Origin of the sequence: Amphibacillus sp. Q70 (genome assembly GCF_052055485.1) — a bacterium.
Classification (GTDB): domain Bacteria; phylum Bacillota; class Bacilli; order Bacillales; family Amphibacillaceae; genus Amphibacillus.
Genome location: NZ_CP197171.1, coordinates 137012 through 157745 on the forward strand (window position 1 = coordinate 137012; position 20734 = coordinate 157745).

A 20734-nucleotide genomic window follows, 5' to 3' on the forward strand; every position below is an offset into this window, starting at 1 on the left:
TTTTAGAATATTCCGATATAAACACCAAGAACTCCTAATAACATGGTGACAAAAATTAGTGTCATTGGCTTAATATTTGTTTTTTTGATAATGATATAGATTAATACAGTTAAACCAAGCGGCAGAAGACCAGGCATCAGCTCATCTAATTGCTCTTGAAGCACGATCGTCGTTTCCCCAGAAACAAATTCTAATGGTGTGGTTAATGAAACGACTGCGGGAATAAAACCACCAATAACCGTGAGTGCTGCGACACTAGCAACTTCCGTTAATTTATGCATTAATCCAGATTGTTGTAGATCGGTAACAAAGGAAACACCTCTTTTGTAACCTTCAAACACACCAAAATACTTTAATCCTACCGAAACAAGTGCCATGACTATAAAGAAGATAATGGGTCCTAAAATACTACCTTGAAGAGCCAAAGAAGCAGCAATACCAGCCGCAAGCGGTCTAATTGTTCCACTGATCAAACTATCTCCAAGAGCAGCCAGTGGACTCATCAATGCCGTTTTAACGGCACTAATACTTTCACCAGTAATATCTTTTTCAACAGCTTTTCTCTTTTCCATAGCCGAGGCAACACCAATAACAGTTGCTGCCATCATTGGGTTTGTTAAGAACAATTGCATATGTCGTTCATAAGCTTCTTTTTTATCTTCTAAATTATCATAATATTTCTCGATAACAGGTGCCATTGCAACGGAAAACCCAAGATTCTGATGTCTCTCAAAATTTAATGCACTTCTTACAAAACATGATCTGATAAAAATACTTCTGAGTTCTTTTTTAGTTAAATCTTGTTTTACTTCTTCATTATGTTTCGGCATTTTCATTACCTCCAGTTCGGTTAACTAAATAATAATGTAGTGCTGCCAAAGAGATCGCCAGTATACCTACACCTAAGTTATTGAGTTGTAAATAGGATGCAAAAATGAATCCTACAACGAAGTAAGGCCATAAACCACCAATCTGCACACTTGATAATAATAGAGCAAATCCGACGGCTCCTATCATTCCACCACCAACAGCCAAACCTGAAATCAAAGTATCAGGAATTTGATCAATAATTGACGTTACATATCCAGCTCCAAAATAAATCGCTAGAAAAGTAGGTAAGCCATAAAATATTAAGTTGGTAAACAACGGTAGGATGTTATATATAAGCATTTTTTTGGGATTTGCTTCTCTTGCATACTTCTCACCCAGATGCATAAAACTTATATTTACAAATGAATACTGAATGGTTGTGATAATTTGACCTATCAAAGCGACCGGCACTGCTGTCGCAATAGCTACTTCTGTTCCGCCACCAGCATAAACAGCAAAAGCTGTAGCTAATGCAGCTGCCAAAGTAGGATCTGGCGGGACAGCAGTTCCGACAAAGATGACGGCTAAAAACATCAATTCTACTGTCGCACCAACAATTAATCCTGTTTTAAGGTCACCCATGATAATACCTACAACCATCCCTGTTATGATAGGTCTGGTCGTCTGTAACTGAATAGTTTGTTCATCAATTAATCCCCAAGTTACCCACAGGGCAACTAATAATGCTACTAACATTTAATTCACCCTCACTTTCTATTCAATAGTTTTTGGATAGGTATTTTGCTGTCACTTGGAACGACTTGAACAAATAGATCAATTCCCTTATTTAAGAGTTCATCAATTAAAAATAAATCGCTTTCATTTAAGAATATAGATTTATAATATTGTTTCTTACCTGTTGCTTGACTAATGTTACCAACGTTAACTTCTTTGATATCCATACCTAAATCAACTAGTTTGCTCAGACTATCTAAGTTACCTACAATAAACAGGATCTTTTCATCGCCACTTTGATTCAAATAATTTTGTACATCATCCAATTTCAATACTTTTAATTTCACCCCTCTAGGCAGGGCTAGTTTAAATAAAGTTTCAGAAAGTGGATCATTAGCAGCTTTATCATCAGCAACAACAATCGTGTTACAACTACTAGCTTTAGTCCACGTTGTCACGATCTGACCATGAATTAATCGTTCATCAATTCTGATAAGTTTTACTTCACGCATGATTATCCCTCCTTCCTAATACATAGGTAATTTTTGACCTAGAAGAACTAAATTTTGTATTTCCTTAACCTTATTAATATTAAGCTTTTGATTTAATACTTTTTTTATTCTTGCATCCTCCTTTCTAATGATGATACTTGCTTTGGTACTTTTTTCATCATAACTCCCTTCATCAATTTTTATAAGTTCAACCTCTTCTTCTAAGGGTTTAGGTAAAGAGGTGTGGCTCCATATAGCTGCATCAATTTTTTTATAAAGAATACTGTTTAAAACTGAATTATAAACAATAGGGACTAACTCAATCTCTCTATTAGCAAAATACTCCATTGTTAAGGTGCTTTGATCAGAAGAAGTGAGATCAATTCCAACTCTCAATTTTCTATCCTTGTTTGCATTTGCTATACTATCTTTCGCCATTAGCAATGTATGAGATTGCACGTAAGATTCTTTATGAAGCGAACAGTACAAGATGATATCATCATTTTTTTTGCAGTAAGCTTCTGCTGTTTTTTGAGATGTAATCATAAAATCCACCCTTTTATCCAGTAGAGCCATTAATCTATTTTGAGACCCAGGTAGATATGACATACTCAATGAAAATTTATCGGAATTTACCGTTTCGATCATACCTGTTGCCAAGCCCTCAAATCGCTTGGAATGAGGCAAAGGCATAGTACCAAAATAACGTGAAGGACCAGATAATTCTAAAAGTATATCGTGATCAATATTTTCGATGATAGTACCCTTTGCTCCTCTAGAAACAGTATTTATCGCTCCAATACTTTTCAGATAAGCTAAAGCTTCTTGAATCGTTCCATTACCCACTTGGTACTTTCCAGATAGTTCTGATATGGTTGGAATTCGATCACCCACATCAAAAGTTAATAGTAAATTAGCTATTTCCTCTGAAATTCTTTTCTTTTTTAAATCCATTTTAACAAGCCCCTTTTAAAACTGAATAAACAATAAACAGTATTCTGTATATTTGCATTGTAACATAGTCTGAATTTTATGTAAATATAAATTTTAAACAAAGAATTAAATAGATCACAACCACTTATCTATTAAGGTTTCAAACAAAGAGAAAACATTCCTAATTTAACCATAACTAGATTTTCATTCGATTCAATAACTCTTTTCAGAGATTTCTCAGCTCAATCAGATTGAGATAATTATTTATAAAAACCACAATCCCCTCTCTTTGGAAATAGCTATCCTTAACATCTTTTTACCAAAAACAAACTCAATAAAAAAATTCGATATGAAATCTCTTGATTAAATTTTATCCCCTCAAAATGTGGTCGAAACTCAAGATTATAAAACTCAAGATACTGGTATAAAAGCAACATTGCAATGACTTGACACAATCATTTCAATGAGTACGATTTAAATTGTTGCTGGATTGTAGTATGATTAATTATTAGCAAATCATATTTTATTTGATGGATACAATGTAACCATCAAATCTAAAGAAGGTGAAGAAAATGAAGCAAAAAGAGATTGAATTATTGAAATTATTAGAAAAAAATGGTCGAATTGATAATGATACAATTAGTAAAATGTTGAACTTACAAATTACTGAAGTAGAAGAAATGATTGAGCGTTTAGAGAAGGAGCGTATTATTGCTGGATATTCAACCTTGATCGATTGGTCTAATGTCTATGAGGATCAGGGTGTTAACGCAATGATTGATGTAAAAGTAACACCGGTACGAGGACTGGGCTTTGATAAGATCGCTTCTCGTATTTATCGTTTTCCAGAGGTGGAAGCTGTTTACTTGATGTCAGGTTCTTATGATTTAAGTGTTTCGGTTGAAGGTAAAACAATGATGGAAATCAGTCGTTTTGTATCAGATAAGCTTTCCACATTAGATAATGTCCTATCCACTACCACCCATTTCATTCTAAAAAAATACAAACACGATGGGATTATTTTTGATAATGATGAAGATGATGATAAACGAATTGTGGTGAGCCCATGAGTTCAGAATTCTTGGCAGAACATATAGCATCCTTGAAACCATCTGGAATTCGCAAGTTTTTTGATCTCGCCTCGGAAATGGACAATGTTGTTTCTCTAGGAGTAGGCGAACCTGATTTTATTACACCTTGGAATGTTATTGAAGCAAGTTACCATTCCTTAGAGCAGGGATATACTGCCTATACTGCCAATGCTGGTCTAATTGAATTAAGGCAAGAAATTAGTAAATACTTGTACGAAACATTCTCGATTAATTATCAGCCTGAAACACAGATTTTGGTGACGGTAGGTGCAGGTCAAGCCATTGATTTAGCATTAAGGTCTATCTTGAATCCAGGTGAAGAAGTCATTATTGTCGAGCCATGTTTTGTGTCTTACGGACCAGCTGTATCTTTAGCCGGCGGTGTTCCAATTTTCGTAAGTGCAACAGCTGAAAATGAATTCAAAATAATGGCAGAACAAATAGAAGCAGCCATTACATCTCGTACAAAAGCCATTATGATTTGCAGCCCGAATAATCCAACCGGAACTGTATTAAATAAAGAGGATTTAACCGCTATTGCTGCCGTTGTGAAACAGCACCAGCTCATTGTATTGTCTGATGAGATATATGCCGAATTAGCCTATGATGAAAAAGTCACTAGTATTGCCTCTCTCGATGGAATGGAGCCATATTCGATTGTCATTTCAGGTTTTTCTAAATCATTTGCAATGACCGGCTGGCGACTAGGTTATGTCGCTGCACCAGCTGAGTTGATTGAGGCGATGACAAAAATCCATCAGTATACGATCATGTCAGCCCCGACGATGGCACAGCATGGTGCCCTTGAAGCACTGCGGAATGGCAACAAAAGCGTGATCGAGATGCGAGAGAGCTATTGCCAACGCCGAAATTTTGTTGTTAATGAGCTAAATGCAATGGGCTTAACTTGTCACTTGCCTGGAGGCGCTTTTTACGTATTTCCATCGATAAAATCAACAGGATTGAGTTCAGAGGCATTTGCTGAGAAATTATTAAAAGAACAACAAGTGGCTGTCGTACCAGGGCAGGTCTTTGGAAACAGCGGTGAGGGATATATTCGCTGTTCATATGCAGCCTCTATCAAACAGTTAAAAGAAGCAATGACTCGTATGGAACGGTTCGTATCCAATTATTTGGCATAAGAATTGTTTGCTTACCGAATTAAAACCATTTTATAAAAACTAAGAAATAAATAATAAAACGAGATAGACATGTTCTAAACAAAGCCAATATCGATAAATAAGCATAGTTCATCTCCTTGCGAAACATAAAGTAAGACAAGGTCATTTAGAATATTGGAGGTTTTCAACATGTGTACCGCCATGACATTACAATCTAGCCAAAAAGAGAACTACTTTGGGGAAACAATGGACTTTTCCTATCCTATTGAACCTGAGTTATATGTCATCCCTAAAAACTATCGATGGCATAGTTTAGCAACGATGAAAATATGCATTGATTCTTATAGATTTATCGCTATCGGGCAACAAACTGAGGAGATATTAAGTTTTTTGATGGGGTAAATGAACGAGGATTTTCAGCTGGCGTCTTATATTTTGAAGGTTATGCGGATTACGATTTCCCAATAAATGATAAAGAGTCGGTTGCTTCTTTAGATTTTCTCCATTATATTTTAAGCCGTTGTTATTCTGTAGATGATTTAAAGAATTAATTAAGAAATACTTGTATCGTCGGAATTGTTGATCCTGTGTTCCAAAAAACAACTCCATTACATTGGATCGCTACCGATAGCAGTGGCAAATGTGTTGTTATTGAACAAACAAAAATGGGGCTTGAGATCATCAATAATCCTATAAGCGTTATGACGAATAGCCCTGATTTTCGCTGGCACATGACCAATCTAAGCAATTATATGAATCTTTCCATTACGCAACACGATGAAGTTCACTGGGGGGGGGTATCCTTAACTCCTTTTAGTCAAGCCACAGGAACTGTTGGTCTCCCTGGAGGCTTTACCCCTCCTGAGCGCTTCATTCGTACTGCGTTTTTAAAAACACATATTCAAATTCCAGACAATCAATCCGAAGCAATCATGTCATGCTTTCATGTGATGAATAGTGTTTTTATTCCTAAAGGTATTGTTTTAACGAATAAAGCAAGCTATGATTATACAAAATACATTGCCTTTATAAACACGAGTACGTGTGAATATTATTTTAAAACTTATGAAAATAACCAAATCTATACGGCAAGCCTTTGGGACTATCATATGCATGGGATAGATCCCATCTTGCTAGGTCGTATTGTACGCCCATAATTTGCAACTCCCCCACTCTGAATTATTTCACTAGCATTGGGGAGTGTTGTCAAAAAACTTAGAGAGTTGAGCCATGCTCTATCACGCATTCGAATGATATAAAATTTATTTTGAATGATTTCCATTCTAATTAAAAATGAAAAAAGAGAAATAGTAAACAAATAGGGTATAATAGTTGTCAGACAAGATTAATCAAATTCATCTTCCTACCTTATATATTTAATCGATCAAACATTTTCACAAAAAATAAAATGGACAAGGAGCAAAAGGATGACATTAGAAAATAGAAATACACTATCAGCACAAGAACAAGAAGAACTATTGCAAACATTGAAAAATCGGTTTGAGAAAAATAATGATCGTCATCAGGGCATGGAGTGGAACACTATTCAAGCAAAGTTAGAGAGTCAGCCAAAAAAATTGCATTCATTATATGAAATGGAACGGACAGAAGGTGAACCAGACGTGGTCGGTTATGATAAAGACAGAGACGAATACCTCTTTGTTGACTGCTCCAAAGAAAGCCCCAAAGGTCGCCGAAAAGTTTGCTATGACCGTGCAGCATTAGAAGCTAGAAAAAAACACAAGCCAGAAAATAGCGCGCTTGATATGGCAAAGGAGATGGGAATTGAGCTTTTAACAGAAGAACAATATCGCAATCTACAGCAACTTGGAACCTTTGATGCAAAAACATCAAGCTGGATCCAAACACCAGCAGATATTAGAAAATTGGGAGGCGCCCTTTTTTGTGATTTTCGCTTTGGACATGTATTTGTCTATCATAACGGTGCGGATTCGTATTATGGGGTTAGGGGTTTTCGAGGGTCGCTAAGCGTTTAGTTTAAAGAACAGTAATTTATTTCTCATGTAGCCCTTTCAACGTTCTGATTTCCTTTTGGCAGTCAACTTAAATTATCAGTATTGTTCGACTAAAAGAGGCTGTTCAAAAAAATGGGTAATCCCATTTAAGGAGAATATTTTTTTAGCAAAAACTCCATTTTCGTATAAAAATCGCTGTGAATGTCTTTGTTGGCTTGCTTCTGTGCCCCTCATGTATCAACTAATACGGAGGAAGTTCTGTTAAAAACGTCCATGTCCTGTGGACAACACAGAACTCATCACATCTTGTGAAAGTCAGGGGCTCGAAGCTAACCACCTTAAGCATCTTTACGCTTTTCATTTTCCTTTTTGAACACATACTGAAAGGACTATCCCCCCTTAAAAAAGTGAACGCTTCACTGTCTCATTTAAAATTTGTTCTTTTATTCACATTTTTATACCGATCGTACATTGACAACCTTTCATGTCAATGTTAAATTACTATTAATTGACTGAAAATTCTGGATATTTTTACTTAAACGTTTAAAAAGTAGATTAATAGTCAACAGAGCCATTCATAGAAAGGAAAAGAGCCATGAAAATTGTTGCTTTAAAGGAAAGTCATGAACCACGTGTAGCTTTAGTACCCGATGCAATAAAGAAACTGTGCCAGCTTGATGGTATCGAAGTAGCGGTTGAAAAGAATCTGTCACCAATGATTACTCCTCGCGCTTACGAAGAAGCAGGTGCTAAAGTTGTAGAAAACAAGTCGGAGTTGTTAGCTTCTGCGGATATCTTCTTATCAGTGAATGCACCTAGTATTGAAGTGATTAAACAACTGAAAAAAGGATGCTTATGTATTAGTTTTTTAGATCCTTTCAATGAAACAGAACGAATTGAGACATTAATGAACCAAGGTGTAAATGCGATCAGTATGGAAATGCTGCCACGTACAACACTCGCACAGAAGATGGATGCGATTAGTTCGCAAGCATCTCTTGCGGGATATGTTTCGGTAGTGTTAGGTGCCAATAAACTAGACCGCATTTTCCCAATGATGATGACCCCATCAGGTACTATCCCACCAGCGAAAGTGTTTGTGATTGGCGCAGGTGTTGCGGGTCTACAAGCGATTGCGACAGCAAAACGGCTAGGCGCACGAGTTGAAGCATTTGATACCCGTCCTGTCGTTGAAGAGCAAGTCACCTCACTCGGTGCGAAATTCGTCAAAGTTGATTTAGGTGAAACCGGTCAAAATAAAGACGGTTATGCAAATGCTTTAACTGAGGAACAATTAAAAATCCAGCAACAAGCCATGATAAAAAGCTGTGCAAATGCGGATTTAGTTATTACAACCGCAAAGTTATTCGGCAGAAAAGCACCCGTTATTGTGACACAAGATATTTTAAAACAAATGCGTGACGGTTCAGTTATTATTGATTTAGCAGCTGGTAGTGGTGGCAATGTTGAAGGTACAGTAGTTGATGAAACGGTCACAATTGAAGGTGTTGATATCGTCGGGATTGATAACTTACCAGGTGAAGTCCCTTATGACGCCTCAAGTATGTATGCAAGTAACTTATATCACTTAATCTCACATTTTTATGATCAGGAAACAAAAACAGTCTCACTTGATCAAGCAGATGAAATGATGAAGGGTTGTCTTATTGTCAAAGATGGTCAAGTAGTGAATGAACAACTAACAGAAATTTATGGAGGGTAACTTATGGGTATGATGCTAGTGTTTGTCTTAATTTTAGCTTCGTTTTTAGGTTATGAACTTATTTCTAAAGTACCAGCACAATTACATACACCACTGATGTCAGGATCAAATGCTATCTCCGGTATTACTATTGTTGGAGCCATTCTCAGTCTATCCGGTGCGTTTGTTGTAGATGGGGAAATTATGACGATTGTACTTGGTACCTTATCGGTATTCTTTGCGACCATTAATGTGGTTGGCGGTTATATCGTAACAGACCGCATGTTATCAATGTTTAATACAGGTAAGAAGGAGGATCAAACATCATGAATGAAGCAGTCATTAATGGCTTATATATTGTCTCAGCCATTTTCTTTATCCTCGGTTTAAAAATGTTAGGGAAAGCAAATCAAGCAAGAAAAGGAAATCTTGTCTCAGCTGTTGGGATGCTGATTGCGATTGTAACGGCTTTAGTGAGTCAAAGTGTACTTGAATGGCAATGGATTGCAATAGGTATGATTGCCGGATCTGTAGTTGGTGCACTTGCAGCAAGACTTGTGGCGATGACCGCGATGCCAGAGATGGTTGCCTTATTTAACGGCTTTGGTGGAGCAGCGAGTTTACTTGTTGGTTGGTCAGAATATCATCGTTATACCATAGCAAATACGTATATGGATGCAAGTGCCCTCTCTTTATTAATCATCATTATGACGATTGTTATCGGTGGGGCAACATTTACTGGTTCGATTATTGCATGGGGTAAGTTGTCTGAGAAACTCCCGAGTAAAGCGATTCAATATCCAGGACAACAATTTATCAATATATTACTCGTCGTGCTACTCATTGGTTCAGCAGCTTTATTTGGACCATTACGTGAATTATTGATCATAGATTCGTATATTCTCGTTATTGCAACCATACTTCTGACTTGCATTTTAGGGATCACGTTTGTTATTCCTATCGGTGGTGGTGATATGCCGGTTGTTATTTCACTGCTCAACTCATTTAGTGGAATGGCGGCGTGTGCTGCTGGTTTTGTTATTTCAAATAATGTCTTAATCGTTGCTGGTGCTCTCGTTGGTTCAAGTGGGATTATCTTAACGAATATTATGTGTAAATCGATGAATCGTCAATTAACTAATGTCCTGTTTAGTGGTTTTGGTGCCAATAAATCAAATGCAGGTGGTGGTTTCAAAGGTGAAGCAAAACCAGTCTCAGTTGAAGATGCTTACCTGATGTTAGAGGCCGCAAGCAATGTCTTAGTTGTTCCTGGTTACGGGATGGCTGTTGCACAGGCACAGCACGCGATTCAAGAATTAGCGGATCAATTAGAAGCTAATGGGACAGAAGTCAATTTTGCAGTCCATCCAGTCGCAGGACGAATGCCTGGACATATGAACGTGTTGTTAGCTGAAGCTAATGTCTCTTATGAACAATTAAAAGAAATGGATGATGTGAATCCAACGATTGAAAATGTCGATATTGTAATTGTCATTGGGGCAAATGACGTTGTTAATCCAGCTGCGAGAACAGATGAATCATCACCGATTTTCGGTATGCCAATCATTGATGTTGATAAAGCACGAACTGTCATCGTGATGAAACGTTCAATGAATCCCGGGTTTGCAGGGATTGATAATCCATTATTCTTTAACGATAATACACGAATGTTATTCGGTGATGCTAAGAAATCTACTCAAGGTCTTGTAGCGGAATTTAAAGGTTAGGTAAAATAACGATGCGGATTCATATTATGGTGCCAGAGGTTTTGGAGAGTCGCTAAGCGTTTAGCCTAAGGTTGAGTACATGGCAATAATAAGCCAATAGATGGAGCTGTCGCAAAAAAATGCATATTATGCATTTGCTGACAGCTCTTTTTTCTACATGAGATGACTCATTTTAATATTCGTTGTTGTCGTGTCGTTACGATCGGAAAAAGCATCGATCCCAACGATCCGAAATGCAGTCAAGTTTGGCGAAATACAATCAACTTTTCCGAAATGCAATCAAGTTAGATAAAATACAATCAAGTTTAGCGATTTGCAGTCAAGTAGGCGAAAATGCAATCAACTTTTCCGAAATGCAGTCAAGTTAGACAAAATACAATCAACTTTTCCGAAATACAGTCAAGTAGCGACTTTTCAGCAGAAGAAAGTAGTCATCGCGAAAGTCCGATCCGCGACATTTCTTTTTTTATTCTCATTAGAAAAGCCGGGAAAGCCTACTCGGTTCTTTAGTACCCACCCAAGTGAGATGTCCGCTCCGAGAAGTCGCTTTCCGCGGGGATGGCTTAAGTTAACTTGAGTAGTAAAGAACACTACTCATGTGGATCTTCAGCTCATCCTCGAAAATAAAAAACAATTTTCTTCGTGCGATGTATTGCTCTGAGGCCTTCCTTTTCCTATGGGAACAAATGGCTTCGGTGGGACGAGTAATCGCAAATGTCTACGGTGGTGGGTGCGTAACTGCACTAAGGAAAGCAACTTTAGCACTTACATCGCAAGAATAAGTGTCATTCTTATTCTAAGTCCCCGTCCCAGCACGAGCTGAGGACCCACTTCGGAAAGCGTATCTTTCTTGACGAAGTTAGCTGAAGGCTGGCTAAGTTCGTCACGTCCTGTGACAACGCCTGCATAACCTACGTCCTGTAGCCCTCAGTGCCCATGGAAAGCGAGTATATGTCATGTTGCGGGAAGTAAGTGCTCATTTCGTATAAAGTAGCGATTGACTTTGTGATTAAGATGCTTTCTAACTACCAAATTTTATACTCCCTCTTTATACTAACGCTTTCACTCGTCCTATTGAGCGAAAGTCTTAGTTTTTATTATACTTGCACTATCAGAGAATAAGGCTTCACATGATGATAGTATAAGTAAAGCTATAACTTCCACCACTAAACTTGGTGAAAAGCAAAGCTTTACTAAGGACGTTTAAATTTTTGCGTCTTCGAACAACTCCTGAGCTGAAATTTTATGCTTTCCTAACGTATAAAGAAAAAGCTGTTGCACAATGACAAATACATTGTGCAATAGTCTCTTTCTTAAATGATCATTCTATCACCAAATCACTCCATATTGTCTGCCACTTTTTCTTCTGCATTCGTTCTTTATATATGGCGCTGAGCTCAGTACCTTCCTGATAATAGTGCGTTGGTTTTACAATGCCTTGAAATAAGTCTTCCAAGCCATAAGGAGCCATAATTTCAACTTCATGTTGGTGGATCCGGGCTGCAACTGCAGTAGGTATTTCTGGAAAATGTGCTACACCATCAAAAGAAGATCTGTATGGGGGGTTATTATTCTTTTGATGCATACGTGCTTGGTTCTTTACTGACCATGGCTGTTCGGGCATTAATTTTTCTAGTTGTGCCTCGATTATTTTCTCTGTAGCTCTGGAAATATCTTTTGAATCAAAATAGATGACATCAATATCATTTGGTGGCGTATCAGTATCATATAAAACATCCCAAACCTTATTTCTAATTAAACCAGCAGCGACCCAGCCATCCTTCAAGTGCAATTTTTCAACTGCTTGTAAAATCTTTATGATGTAGCTATCTTCTTTAAGAATATTTATTAATTTGGTTTCTAATTCCATTATGCAGTGTCTCCTATCGTCCTATATATTACAACCTTTTAGATATATATAAATTGGGTATAACAATATTTTTAATAGCATAACTAATCGCTTTAGATCTGACAACCCGATTTAAGTCAAAATAAAAAGTAAATTTACGATTAAAACTCAAACAATACAGAAATTATTACTCGAAAATACAACTATTTAGTAGTTATTTGTCAATTTTTGTGGAAAAAACAAGTTATTTGGCGAACGAATTATCCATCAAATCCCTTGTAAAAAAATGATAGTTTGTCATAATAGAATTGTAGCTTATTAGCGAAAGGAGTAGAATAATGTCAGCATTTAAAGATTTAAAGCAGATAGTTGAGATACAACAAAATTATAATTTAAGTGCTGAGGATTTTTCTCATTGGTTAGACATGCATGTTCCTAAAAATGAGCATGAAAGAACTATGCGTGATTTCTTTATGACAACAAATGACTCTTATTCTATGTGTATTGGTTTAGAATTTCTGTTTATGAATGATTATTATCCAGAATTGTACCAATTGATAGAAAAGAATAAAACATATCCTAATCGGCTGAATCAAAATTGGGCTACTTTCTTTGAACTAACAATGGCTAAACATCAAGGGACTATGCCACTGACAAAAATTCTAGCTCAATTACAAAGAATTAAAACCGATGACCTGGCTCTTAAATGCTTAATTCAATTCTTAACGATATCCATACAGATTGTTTTTTATGATTTCGATTTAATTGTCAATAAACTTGAGCAATTTCGAGAAGATAGTAATAAAATCCATCATAGTATTTTACGACCATATATACAACACCGCTTAGATCGCGCACTTTTTGTTCATTATTGGAAGCGAAATGAAATGATACTTGCTCGTAAATTTGGTTACCGTGCTTTGGCGGGAATTCACAATCGAATTCACCTTGCTTACTTACATATTAATTTAAGCTCTTCTTTTATTTTCGATGATTTCAACTCAGCGATTTATCATTTAGAAGAAGCGCATAAAATAGTGACAGAAAAAAATATCACCAACCTAGTCGAAATGATTGAAGAACGCAACATTCCATTTATTTATGCTCACTTTAATAAACCAGAAGGAATTACTACATCAGATAAAAGTGAACAAGCTCATCTCGCTCTTGCACGTGGTGATTTAGCTCTTGCAAAAGAATTATTGTCAGAAATAACAGAGATAACTCCATTTACTAAATACTATTTAGGCCGAGCTCACCAAGATGAACGGCTGTTAATCCAGTCATGTAATGATTTTATTGAAAAGCAAAGCGATCATTTTTTTGCCCGTCTCCCACTTACAGCATTAAATAAATTATAGTAAAGATTTAATTCTAACTATGAAGGAGGTGAAAAAGATGAAACGTATACTTGTCTCATTAGCAATTGCCCTTACTCTTTTAGTTAATGTTTCTGTGCCACTATCTGCTCAGGTAGTAGAAAATGCTGAAGTAAGTCCATTGAGTAATATTGACCCAGGTCATCCCGGACTCTAAAGTAAATACTTATTAAACTACCTAAAACAAGAGAAGATAGCCTTAATCTCTTAAAGCCTTGAACCTACCTGACCACAGGATTAGAGAAAAAAGCTATCTTTTTCTTTGTCATCATAATGGTGCCTATCTTCCTAACCCTTTGGTTAGTTTTTTTATTTCAAAATGATTTTGTTCTTATCATAAAGCGAAACCCGTTGTTGCCCCGAGTTTTACGGACGGTTATCTGTGATAAATATATAAGTTCCCTTTAAGGCAATAGCTAAAGTAGAGGATATTTATTTATCCCTTCCTTTATTCTGAATAATTTCAACCAATGTCTTAAATCTTTGGGTTTGAAATTTATCCTTATGATAGACAATGTGGTTTACATTAACTAATTCAAAATCCTTTACTTTTAATTCGACTATATCACCTTTAGCCAGTTCCTCTTCAATTAAAATTTTGGGCAGCACACTTATTCCTAAATTTTGTTTTACTGCTTGAATAAGAGCTTGTGAATTTATACTCGTCCACTCTGGCTCCACTCTTAAGTTGCGTAACAATAACGCACTGTCAAAAACATCACGAATGGCACTACCCGTTTCTCTAAGCAAAAATCTCTCTTGAATTAATTGATTGATATCGATAGATCCTTCTAAAGCAAAGGGATGATCGATAGAACATATAAAGACTAATTTATAGGATGAAAAGGGAATTTTAATTAACTCGTCGTCATAAATAACGCCCTCAATTAGACCCAAATCTATTTCATTATTATGAAGCATCTCTTCTATTTTACCTGCATTGCTAACGATAACTTTTGTCGGTGTCTTCTGATAAACTGTTTCAAAATTGACGATTGCTTGAGGTAAGATGAAATTTGCAATCGTGATACTTGAGCCAATTTTGATTGTTGCATTATCTTCTAAATCCTTAACATCTTGTTCTAAGTTATCGAGTAGATCCAATAGCTTTATAACTTTAGTTAAAAATAGCTTCCCCGTTTCATTTAAATAAATCTTTCTTGAAATTCGATCGAATAAATAAACATCTAAATAACTTTCCAATTCACTAATAGCATTAGAAACAGCAGGTTGAGTTATAAATAACTTATCTGCTGCTTTTGTAAAGCTCTCTTCTTCACAGACCGTTTTAAAGATACGCAGGTGTCTTATCTTCATATTCATCTCCTTACTCATTACCTTTTGGTTATGTATCATATAAAATTATAATATTGTACTTATGTCGAATCAAGCTTTACAATAAACCATATTGAAAGAATCTATTGGAGGCACCTCAATAATGAGCTTTAAAAAATTAAAGATTTACTTTTTACTTTTTAGAATCACCTTTTCTATCAGTGCTTTTACTTTTGGAGGGGGATACATCGCTATTCCTATGATGCGTAAATATTTCGTTAACAATCTAGAGTTAATTAGTAAACAAGAACTACTGGACATGGCTGCCATCGCACAATCAACTCCTGGGGCTATAGCTGTTAATATTGCTGTATTGGTGGGTTATCGTATTGCTGGAGTTACAGGAGCAATCATCAGTTGTATCGGGACAATCCTCCCTCCCTTGATCATTTTATCAATCATCTCTATGTTCTACCAAGCTTTTAGGTCTAATCGCGTTATTTCTGCTATATTAAAGGGCATGGAAGCTGGAGTTGCTGCAGTCATTGTAGATTTGGTTATCGATATGAGTCAAGGAATTTTCAAGCAAAGGGACCTGTTATTAACCTTAATGGTGCCGGCTACATTTATCGCTAGTTTTATTTTCAACATTAATGTACTTATTATTATTATTTTCTGCTCTATTCTGTGCTTTGCTCAAGCTTACGTCAAAAACAAACGGAGGGGAAAACTAAATGGATAAAATGATTTTTAAATTATTTTTTGTCTTTTTCCAAATTGGTTTATTCAGTATTGGTGGCGGATATGCGATTATTCCATTAATACAAGAACAGGTAGTGAACTCTTACAATTGGCTCACTTTACAAGAATATACAGATATTATTACCATTTCCCAAATGACACCTGGGCCTCTGGTTGTTAATACCGCTTCTTTTGTCGGCATACGTGTCATTGGAATATCTGGAGCCATAGCAGCCACTCTAGGAAGTACTGTATCCGGATCACTTTTTTCTATCCTGCTTTATAACTTTTTTAAAAAACATAAAGATATAAACAGTATTGCAAATGTTTTAAAAGGCTTACGTTCTAGTTCGGTAGGACTTATTGCATCAGCTGCCGCTACTATTATTTTGCTTTCATTTCTTGGAACGACAACACTTGATTTTAAAAATGTCAGCATCAATATAACGGCGGTTATTATCTTCATGCTCTCTCTATTTCTATTGCGAAAATACAAATTAAATCCAATCATAATCATGGTTCTAACAGGTGTTGTAGGCTTGGTCTTTTATTAACATTTCAGGACATTGATATACTTACATGAAAAATCCCTACTTACAAAAGAGAGCACTTTTGCAAGTAGGGATTTGATTATCCGTTCGGTCATGCTTTAATTATTTTATTCATAAATCCCATAGGTCTTTTGAACATCTTGAATAAAAATAATACCGTTCCCTGGTTCCTCAATTTCCAGTTCTTTCTGTATTGATGCCACAATGGTTTCTGTAACCTCTTCTTTAGAAAGAATCAAAATCATTTCTTTTTCAGGCTCAATTTCCATATTAAATAATCTGCTCGTTTCATTTACCCCAGAGCCTCTCGCGTTGACTATTGTTCCACCTTTTGAACCAGCAGCCTTTGCTGCTTCAATCACGTCTTCAGCCTTCCCTCTATTAACAACAGTTGTAATCACTTGGTACATTGACTCACTTCCACCTCTTTCTTGTTCATTGTCTATGTCTTTATAACGTTTTGATCCTACAATGCCACTTATACCAGTCGTAAAAACAATACCATGATTGGGTCTTTCAAATTGAAATATTTTATTTAATTCTATTAAAGCATGATTGGCTGTATCATTATCCGCTCCAAGCAAAACAATTTCTTTTCTTTCATCATATAGAGATAAAAAGTTTAACAAGGAATTATCCACAGTTCCTCTTCCAAGGAAAATAGTACCTCCAGGAATACCACACTTTTTTGCTCGACGCAAAATCTTACTGCCCATTCCATAATTTGCAATTATATAAATTAATTGAAAAGCCGGTACATTATTTAATTTAGCCATTGCCCTTTTCAACTCCCTTTTTCTTTGACTTCAATGCAAACACCAAACCTAAAGTTTGCAAAGTAATAATTGGAAGCATCGCAACCATCGCAATCATTCCAAAACCATCTGCTAATAAATCAGCTCCTTCAAAAGCATTTGCCGCACCTTGAGTAAATGCCAAAATAAAGGTGGCTGTCATAGGTCCCGTTGCTACCCCGCCAGCATCAAATGCAATACCAACAAAAAGATTCGGTACAACAAACATCATGGCTAGAGCAATTATATATCCAGGGAGTAAATAATGCCATAGCTCTATATTTGAAGATAAAATACGAATCACTGACAACATTACCGCAAGACCAACACCAACTGCCAGTGGATATAATACTGCCTTTCTCTTCACATACCCACTTGTTACATCTTCAATTTGATGCGTTAATACATAGACAGCCGGTTCAGCTAAAATTGTAACAACTCCTAGAATAAAAGCAATAATAATAATATAGATTTTATTATCCAATAATGCTAAATCATTACCAATGCTCGTTCCGACATCCATAAAACCAGCATTGACACCTATTAGGAAGATAAATAATCCTACATAGGCAAAAGCAAAACCGGTAAGTAATTTTCGTAATTTTCTCTTATTTAATTTAAAATATAGTTTTTGTAACACTAATAATATCACTAATAACGGTAGGATGGCTATAGCACTTTCCTGTAAATAATCAGGAATAATTTCAATAAATGGTCCGATAATTGAATTCGAGCTTGCAACATCAACATCAATTGCAGCCGTAAATTCATCCGTTTTTGAAAAAACATCTAACAGCATAACCCCAATAATGGCTCCTGCTGATGCTATAGCAACCAAACCAAAGCTATCATCTTCAGAGGCTTTACTATTCTTTTTAAGTTTAGAGATACCAACAGATAGAGCTAAAATAAATGGTACCGACAATATACCTGTTGTTGCTCCTGAAGCATCAAAAGATATCGCCAGAAATTCACGTGAAGTGTACAATGCTAATCCACCGATGATTAGATATACAGCAAGAAGAAATTTGTGTAAAGGAATGTTGTAGAAGACTCTTAAAAATCCCAGTGCAACCATCGTTGCTAACCCTATCGACACAACAACAAGGATCGTCATGCCTGGTATTTCTCCTGAAGTCACTGCATTAACTTGATTGGAAAGAACGATTAAACCCGGTTCAGCAATTGATATGAAGAAACCAAGTATTAATCCACCAATTAATACAATCCATAGCTTATTCGTTTTAACGAGTGATGTACCCGTTAAATGCCCAAGTGGAGTAATTCCTATGTCTACACCTAGCAGAAAAATAGTCAAACCAATCATGATTAATAAAGCACCAATTAAAAATCTAATAATTAAAGTTGTATCCATGGGTGCGATTGTAAAATGAAGAATCATGACCATGGCAATAATGGGTACAACCGAAGATAATATTTCTTTAAATTTTGACACAATTACGTTCAAAACAGTCATCCTTTCTCTATAATTCATTCATGTTTCTATTCAGGTATAAAGAATACTTGTCATTTTATTATGATTTATCAGTTGAGGATTTTTTTATATTTTTGTTGATGAGATGAGGTTTTTTCAATTGCCACTAGATCAGCTTTATTTTTATTAACATGGTTCAGAAATAATGTGCCTAATAAAAGCCTGTCCTTAACAACAATTCGATTCCATTCATATCCTTTAAACAGATCTTTAACAAGGAAAACTTCTCCAACTAATAGGTTGTCTGTTTCCTTTATTGCAAGTTCCAGCAGCTTATTTACCTCCATAATAATCACCCTCTCATACAACATTTAAAACAACATTGTTCATTCTATTGTATAGAATTTATTGCCCTTAGTCAAAAAAATTGCCTTATGAGTGTGTAATCGAAATCAACATATTCATGACAGCAGATACCAGTATTTATAAAGCGAAACTTCAATCAGTGAGAGTTTTACGGACGGTTATCTGTGATAAAAAATAACAGTCAATGCCATATATGATTAGTGTCAAATCATTTCATCAAAGAAGCGCATACGAAGAGTATTAAATCGACATTTTGAAAGGACAGGCTCTTATAATGTGATATACAGATAATACTTCCACGTTGTTTAGTATATAAATTGAAGTTAGTTTTTTTAAGAATAAATAAACATAATAGTGCTGAATGCGTGAGCCAATATCCTTAATCATTCATACCTCTGAAAGCTTCAGATTAAGTCGATTTTAATTCTATCCTTTAGCTTTATGTTCAACACTAAATAGTTAAAAAATAAGCTGTATGTATGAATTATTCGATGACCCATACTTAAGGCAAGCAAAATACTTTGCTCGCCTTATTCTAAATCAATAATTTGATATACGCCAAACTCTAACAGTGGCAGTGTTAATCTATTATTTAATTAAATCGCCCCTTTCTCCTTACCTTTAAAGTTCTCTATAATCATATGGTGAATCAAGCTAGGTCTTCGGTGCAGAGCAGAGCTCTTGTTTAACCAATAAAGAAACCGCTTTGAAAAATCGCTCTCCTAAATTCACAGTAAACTATTATCTAATCAAGAACTGCTTAATTCTCATGCTACGATAGGCTTTTGGCCAGTTCAACGAAAGCCTCTCCCAACTCTCTCCATATGTTTCGCTTCGAAAGACCCCTTTATTGTTTGCGGCATAAAACACACCCTGTTCAGTTGGAGAATTAGCCAGCGCTGAAATCGTCATTCCTTCCGCTTCTGGAAGTCCTTCTTCAATAAGCTTCCATTCTTGATTAGCTTCTTTCTTCAAAATAACAGTCTCTGCTTGTTCTGCTCGATAGGCATGACGTGGTCCTTTTGCACCAGATACAAGAATACAATCTGGCTGATCATCTGCTACTGCAATATTGACCAAATAAGTAAACGGGTCTAAGCCCTCATTCTCCGTCTCCCATGTCTTTCCACCATTCCATGATTGAGCAAAACCACCCCCAGCGGCTTCATAAATTCGGTCTTTTTCTTGTGGATGGGTAGCCATCGTGTGACAATCAAACTGTGATTCAGGCTTTCGATCCTCCCATGTCAATCCTTTATCAAGGCTTCTCATCACACCACCTAATTCAATTCCAACAAAAATCCTTTCTTGATCCAATCGATCAGGTTCAATCCAACGAACATGATGGGTATGTGGTCTTGGTGGAAAGCTCCAGGTGGATTGGGAAGGAAGATCTAGTAAAGCCGGACAATCTGTCCAAGTTTCTCCACCATCTTCCGAACGATACAAACGACTTGGCTCCGTGCCAACCCAAACGACTCCCCTTCCATTGATCCTCTCAACTGGACTGACAGCAATTGCTGATATTCGAGAAGATTCAATCCCTGCACCAGCAATTCTCCAGCGTTCCCCTCCATCATCAGAAATCCATAGACCATGATCAAATGTCCCTGCATACATTCGGTTCACATCATGAGGGTCAAACGCTAAGCACTCAAATTGCACCTGTTCAATCGTATGCTCTACCAGTCTCCAATCTCCATCCTCTTCTTTAATTTGAACAATAGCATGTGGTATGACTAAATAAGCGTTTGTCAT

General features: G+C 36.3%; 20 protein-coding genes and 1 pseudogene. 11 read left to right on the forward strand and 10 right to left on the reverse strand.

Features of this window, described 5'->3' with window-relative positions; all coding sequences use genetic code 11:
* Positions 1-2: 2 nt before the first annotated feature.
* The 4 genes from ACS127_RS00540 to yhfZ are packed head-to-tail and all read right to left on the reverse strand — an operon-like array spanning position 3 to position 2990.
* Positions 3-830: a PTS system mannose/fructose/sorbose family transporter subunit IID gene (locus ACS127_RS00540; RefSeq protein WP_440896527.1), complete on the reverse strand. Its 828-nt coding sequence runs from the start codon at positions 828-830 to the stop codon at positions 3-5.
* Positions 817-1566, reverse strand: a complete 750-nt coding sequence (locus ACS127_RS00545) for a PTS mannose/fructose/sorbose/N-acetylgalactosamine transporter subunit IIC (protein ID WP_440896528.1) — start codon at positions 1564-1566, stop codon at positions 817-819. The genes ACS127_RS00540 and ACS127_RS00545 overlap by 14 nt, the downstream gene beginning before the upstream one ends.
* An 11-nt stretch (positions 1567-1577) precedes the next feature.
* On the reverse strand, positions 1578-2057 hold the full coding sequence (locus tag ACS127_RS00550) for a PTS system mannose/fructose/N-acetylgalactosamine-transporter subunit IIB (RefSeq protein ID WP_440896529.1): 480 nt from the start codon (positions 2055-2057) through the stop codon (positions 1578-1580).
* Positions 2058-2072: 15 nt separating this feature from the next.
* The gene (gene yhfZ, locus ACS127_RS00555) at positions 2073-2990 is read right to left on the reverse strand and encodes a GntR family transcriptional regulator YhfZ (RefSeq protein WP_440896530.1); all 918 of its coding nucleotides are present in this window, start codon (positions 2988-2990) and stop codon (positions 2073-2075) included.
* A gap of 551 nt (positions 2991-3541) precedes the next feature.
* Here yhfZ and ACS127_RS00560 point away from each other — a divergent pair.
* The 7 genes and pseudogenes from ACS127_RS00560 to ACS127_RS00590 all read left to right on the forward strand — a co-directional run bounded on the left by ACS127_RS00560 (position 3542) and on the right by ACS127_RS00590 (position 10586).
* Positions 3542-4039 carry an Lrp/AsnC family transcriptional regulator gene (locus ACS127_RS00560; protein WP_440896531.1) on the forward strand — a complete coding sequence of 166 codons (498 nt, stop codon included), beginning with the start codon at positions 3542-3544 and terminating at the stop codon, positions 4037-4039.
* Positions 4036-5202 carry an aminotransferase gene (locus tag ACS127_RS00565; protein ID WP_440896532.1) on the forward strand — a complete coding sequence of 389 codons (1167 nt, stop codon included), beginning with the start codon at positions 4036-4038 and terminating at the stop codon, positions 5200-5202. The genes ACS127_RS00560 and ACS127_RS00565 overlap by 4 nt, the downstream gene beginning before the upstream one ends.
* A gap of 225 nt (positions 5203-5427) precedes the next feature.
* Positions 5428-6338: pseudogene (locus tag ACS127_RS00570) on the forward strand (choloylglycine hydrolase family protein).
* A gap of 270 nt (positions 6339-6608) precedes the next feature.
* A complete protein-coding gene (locus ACS127_RS00575) occupies positions 6609-7178 on the forward strand; it encodes a DUF4256 domain-containing protein (protein ID WP_440896533.1) in 570 nt (189 codons plus the stop codon).
* Positions 7179-7752: 574 nt separating this feature from the next.
* Positions 7753-8880 carry an NAD(P) transhydrogenase subunit alpha gene (locus ACS127_RS00580; protein ID WP_440896534.1) on the forward strand — a complete coding sequence of 376 codons (1128 nt, stop codon included), beginning with the start codon at positions 7753-7755 and terminating at the stop codon, positions 8878-8880.
* A gap of 3 nt (positions 8881-8883) precedes the next feature.
* Positions 8884-9189, forward strand: a complete 306-nt coding sequence (locus ACS127_RS00585; RefSeq protein WP_440896535.1) for an NAD(P) transhydrogenase subunit alpha — start codon at positions 8884-8886, stop codon at positions 9187-9189.
* Entirely contained in the window at positions 9186-10586 is a 1401-nt protein-coding gene (locus tag ACS127_RS00590; protein ID WP_440896536.1) for an NAD(P)(+) transhydrogenase (Re/Si-specific) subunit beta, read from the forward strand. The genes ACS127_RS00585 and ACS127_RS00590 overlap by 4 nt, the downstream gene beginning before the upstream one ends.
* A gap of 1321 nt (positions 10587-11907) precedes the next feature.
* On the opposite strand, the gene ACS127_RS00595 is transcribed toward ACS127_RS00590, so the two are convergent.
* The gene (locus tag ACS127_RS00595; protein ID WP_440896537.1) at positions 11908-12456 is read right to left on the reverse strand and encodes a nucleotidyltransferase family protein; all 549 of its coding nucleotides are present in this window, start codon (positions 12454-12456) and stop codon (positions 11908-11910) included.
* Between the two features lie 317 nt (positions 12457-12773).
* Here ACS127_RS00595 and ACS127_RS00600 point away from each other — a divergent pair, with 317 nt between their 5' ends.
* Together ACS127_RS00600 and ACS127_RS00605 are read left to right on the forward strand one after the other, a co-directional pair.
* On the forward strand, positions 12774-13796 hold the full coding sequence (locus ACS127_RS00600) for an AimR family lysis-lysogeny pheromone receptor (protein WP_440896538.1): 1023 nt from the start codon (positions 12774-12776) through the stop codon (positions 13794-13796).
* Between the two features lie 37 nt (positions 13797-13833).
* Positions 13834-13971, forward strand: coding sequence for a hypothetical protein (locus tag ACS127_RS00605; protein WP_440896539.1), 138 nt, complete (start codon positions 13834-13836; stop codon positions 13969-13971).
* Between the two features lie 275 nt (positions 13972-14246).
* On the opposite strand, the gene ACS127_RS00610 is transcribed toward ACS127_RS00605, so the two are convergent.
* Positions 14247-15131, reverse strand: a complete 885-nt coding sequence (locus tag ACS127_RS00610; RefSeq protein ID WP_440896540.1) for a LysR family transcriptional regulator — start codon at positions 15129-15131, stop codon at positions 14247-14249.
* 121 nt (positions 15132-15252) lie between these two features.
* Here ACS127_RS00610 and ACS127_RS00615 point away from each other — a divergent pair, with 121 nt between their 5' ends.
* Together ACS127_RS00615 and ACS127_RS00620 are read left to right on the forward strand one after the other, a co-directional pair.
* Positions 15253-15831 carry a chromate transporter gene (locus tag ACS127_RS00615; RefSeq protein ID WP_440896541.1) on the forward strand — a complete coding sequence of 193 codons (579 nt, stop codon included), beginning with the start codon at positions 15253-15255 and terminating at the stop codon, positions 15829-15831.
* Positions 15824-16384 carry a chromate transporter gene (locus tag ACS127_RS00620; protein WP_440896542.1) on the forward strand — a complete coding sequence of 187 codons (561 nt, stop codon included), beginning with the start codon at positions 15824-15826 and terminating at the stop codon, positions 16382-16384. Before ACS127_RS00615 ends, ACS127_RS00620 begins: the two co-directional genes overlap by 8 nt.
* A 104-nt stretch (positions 16385-16488) precedes the next feature.
* On the opposite strand, the gene ACS127_RS00625 is transcribed toward ACS127_RS00620, so the two are convergent.
* The 4 genes from ACS127_RS00625 to ACS127_RS00640 all read right to left on the reverse strand — a co-directional run bounded on the left by ACS127_RS00625 (position 16489) and on the right by ACS127_RS00640 (position 20734).
* Complete coding sequence (locus ACS127_RS00625; RefSeq protein ID WP_440896543.1) at positions 16489-17157, reverse strand: P-II family nitrogen regulator; 669 nt, start codon at positions 17155-17157, stop codon at positions 16489-16491.
* On the reverse strand, positions 17150-18631 hold the full coding sequence (locus ACS127_RS00630) for a DUF1538 domain-containing protein (RefSeq protein WP_440896544.1): 1482 nt from the start codon (positions 18629-18631) through the stop codon (positions 17150-17152). The genes ACS127_RS00625 and ACS127_RS00630 overlap by 8 nt, the downstream gene beginning before the upstream one ends.
* A gap of 89 nt (positions 18632-18720) precedes the next feature.
* Positions 18721-18957 carry a single-stranded DNA-binding protein gene (locus ACS127_RS00635; protein WP_440896545.1) on the reverse strand — a complete coding sequence of 79 codons (237 nt, stop codon included), beginning with the start codon at positions 18955-18957 and terminating at the stop codon, positions 18721-18723.
* Positions 18958-19717: 760 nt separating this feature from the next.
* Entirely contained in the window at positions 19718-20734 is a 1017-nt protein-coding gene (locus ACS127_RS00640; RefSeq protein WP_440896546.1) for a WD40/YVTN/BNR-like repeat-containing protein, read from the reverse strand.

Coding starts and splice junctions, on each gene's coding strand:
- ACS127_RS00540 (WP_440896527.1), bottom strand. CDS start 830: ATGCCGAAACATAATGAAGAAGTAAAACAAGATTTAACTAAAAAAGAA.
- ACS127_RS00545 (WP_440896528.1), bottom strand. CDS start 1,566: ATGTTAGTAGCATTATTAGTTGCCCTGTGGGTAACTTGGGGATTAATT.
- ACS127_RS00550 (WP_440896529.1), bottom strand. CDS start 2,057: ATGCGTGAAGTAAAACTTATCAGAATTGATGAACGATTAATTCATGGT.
- yhfZ (WP_440896530.1), bottom strand. CDS start 2,990: ATGGATTTAAAAAAGAAAAGAATTTCAGAGGAAATAGCTAATTTACTA.
- ACS127_RS00560 (WP_440896531.1), top strand. CDS start 3,542: ATGAAGCAAAAAGAGATTGAATTATTGAAATTATTAGAAAAAAATGGT.
- ACS127_RS00565 (WP_440896532.1), top strand. CDS start 4,036: ATGAGTTCAGAATTCTTGGCAGAACATATAGCATCCTTGAAACCATCT.
- ACS127_RS00575 (WP_440896533.1), top strand. CDS start 6,609: ATGACATTAGAAAATAGAAATACACTATCAGCACAAGAACAAGAAGAA.
- ACS127_RS00580 (WP_440896534.1), top strand. CDS start 7,753: ATGAAAATTGTTGCTTTAAAGGAAAGTCATGAACCACGTGTAGCTTTA.
- ACS127_RS00585 (WP_440896535.1), top strand. CDS start 8,884: ATGGGTATGATGCTAGTGTTTGTCTTAATTTTAGCTTCGTTTTTAGGT.
- ACS127_RS00590 (WP_440896536.1), top strand. CDS start 9,186: ATGAATGAAGCAGTCATTAATGGCTTATATATTGTCTCAGCCATTTTC.
- ACS127_RS00595 (WP_440896537.1), bottom strand. CDS start 12,456: ATGGAATTAGAAACCAAATTAATAAATATTCTTAAAGAAGATAGCTAC.
- ACS127_RS00600 (WP_440896538.1), top strand. CDS start 12,774: ATGTCAGCATTTAAAGATTTAAAGCAGATAGTTGAGATACAACAAAAT.
- ACS127_RS00605 (WP_440896539.1), top strand. CDS start 13,834: ATGAAACGTATACTTGTCTCATTAGCAATTGCCCTTACTCTTTTAGTT.
- ACS127_RS00610 (WP_440896540.1), bottom strand. CDS start 15,131: ATGAAGATAAGACACCTGCGTATCTTTAAAACGGTCTGTGAAGAAGAG.
- ACS127_RS00615 (WP_440896541.1), top strand. CDS start 15,253: ATGAGCTTTAAAAAATTAAAGATTTACTTTTTACTTTTTAGAATCACC.
- ACS127_RS00620 (WP_440896542.1), top strand. CDS start 15,824: ATGGATAAAATGATTTTTAAATTATTTTTTGTCTTTTTCCAAATTGGT.
- ACS127_RS00625 (WP_440896543.1), bottom strand. CDS start 17,157: ATGGCTAAATTAAATAATGTACCGGCTTTTCAATTAATTTATATAATT.
- ACS127_RS00635 (WP_440896545.1), bottom strand. CDS start 18,957: ATGGAGGTAAATAAGCTGCTGGAACTTGCAATAAAGGAAACAGACAAC.
- ACS127_RS00640 (WP_440896546.1), bottom strand. CDS start 20,734: ATGACAAACGCTTATTTAGTCATACCACATGCTATTGTTCAAATTAAA.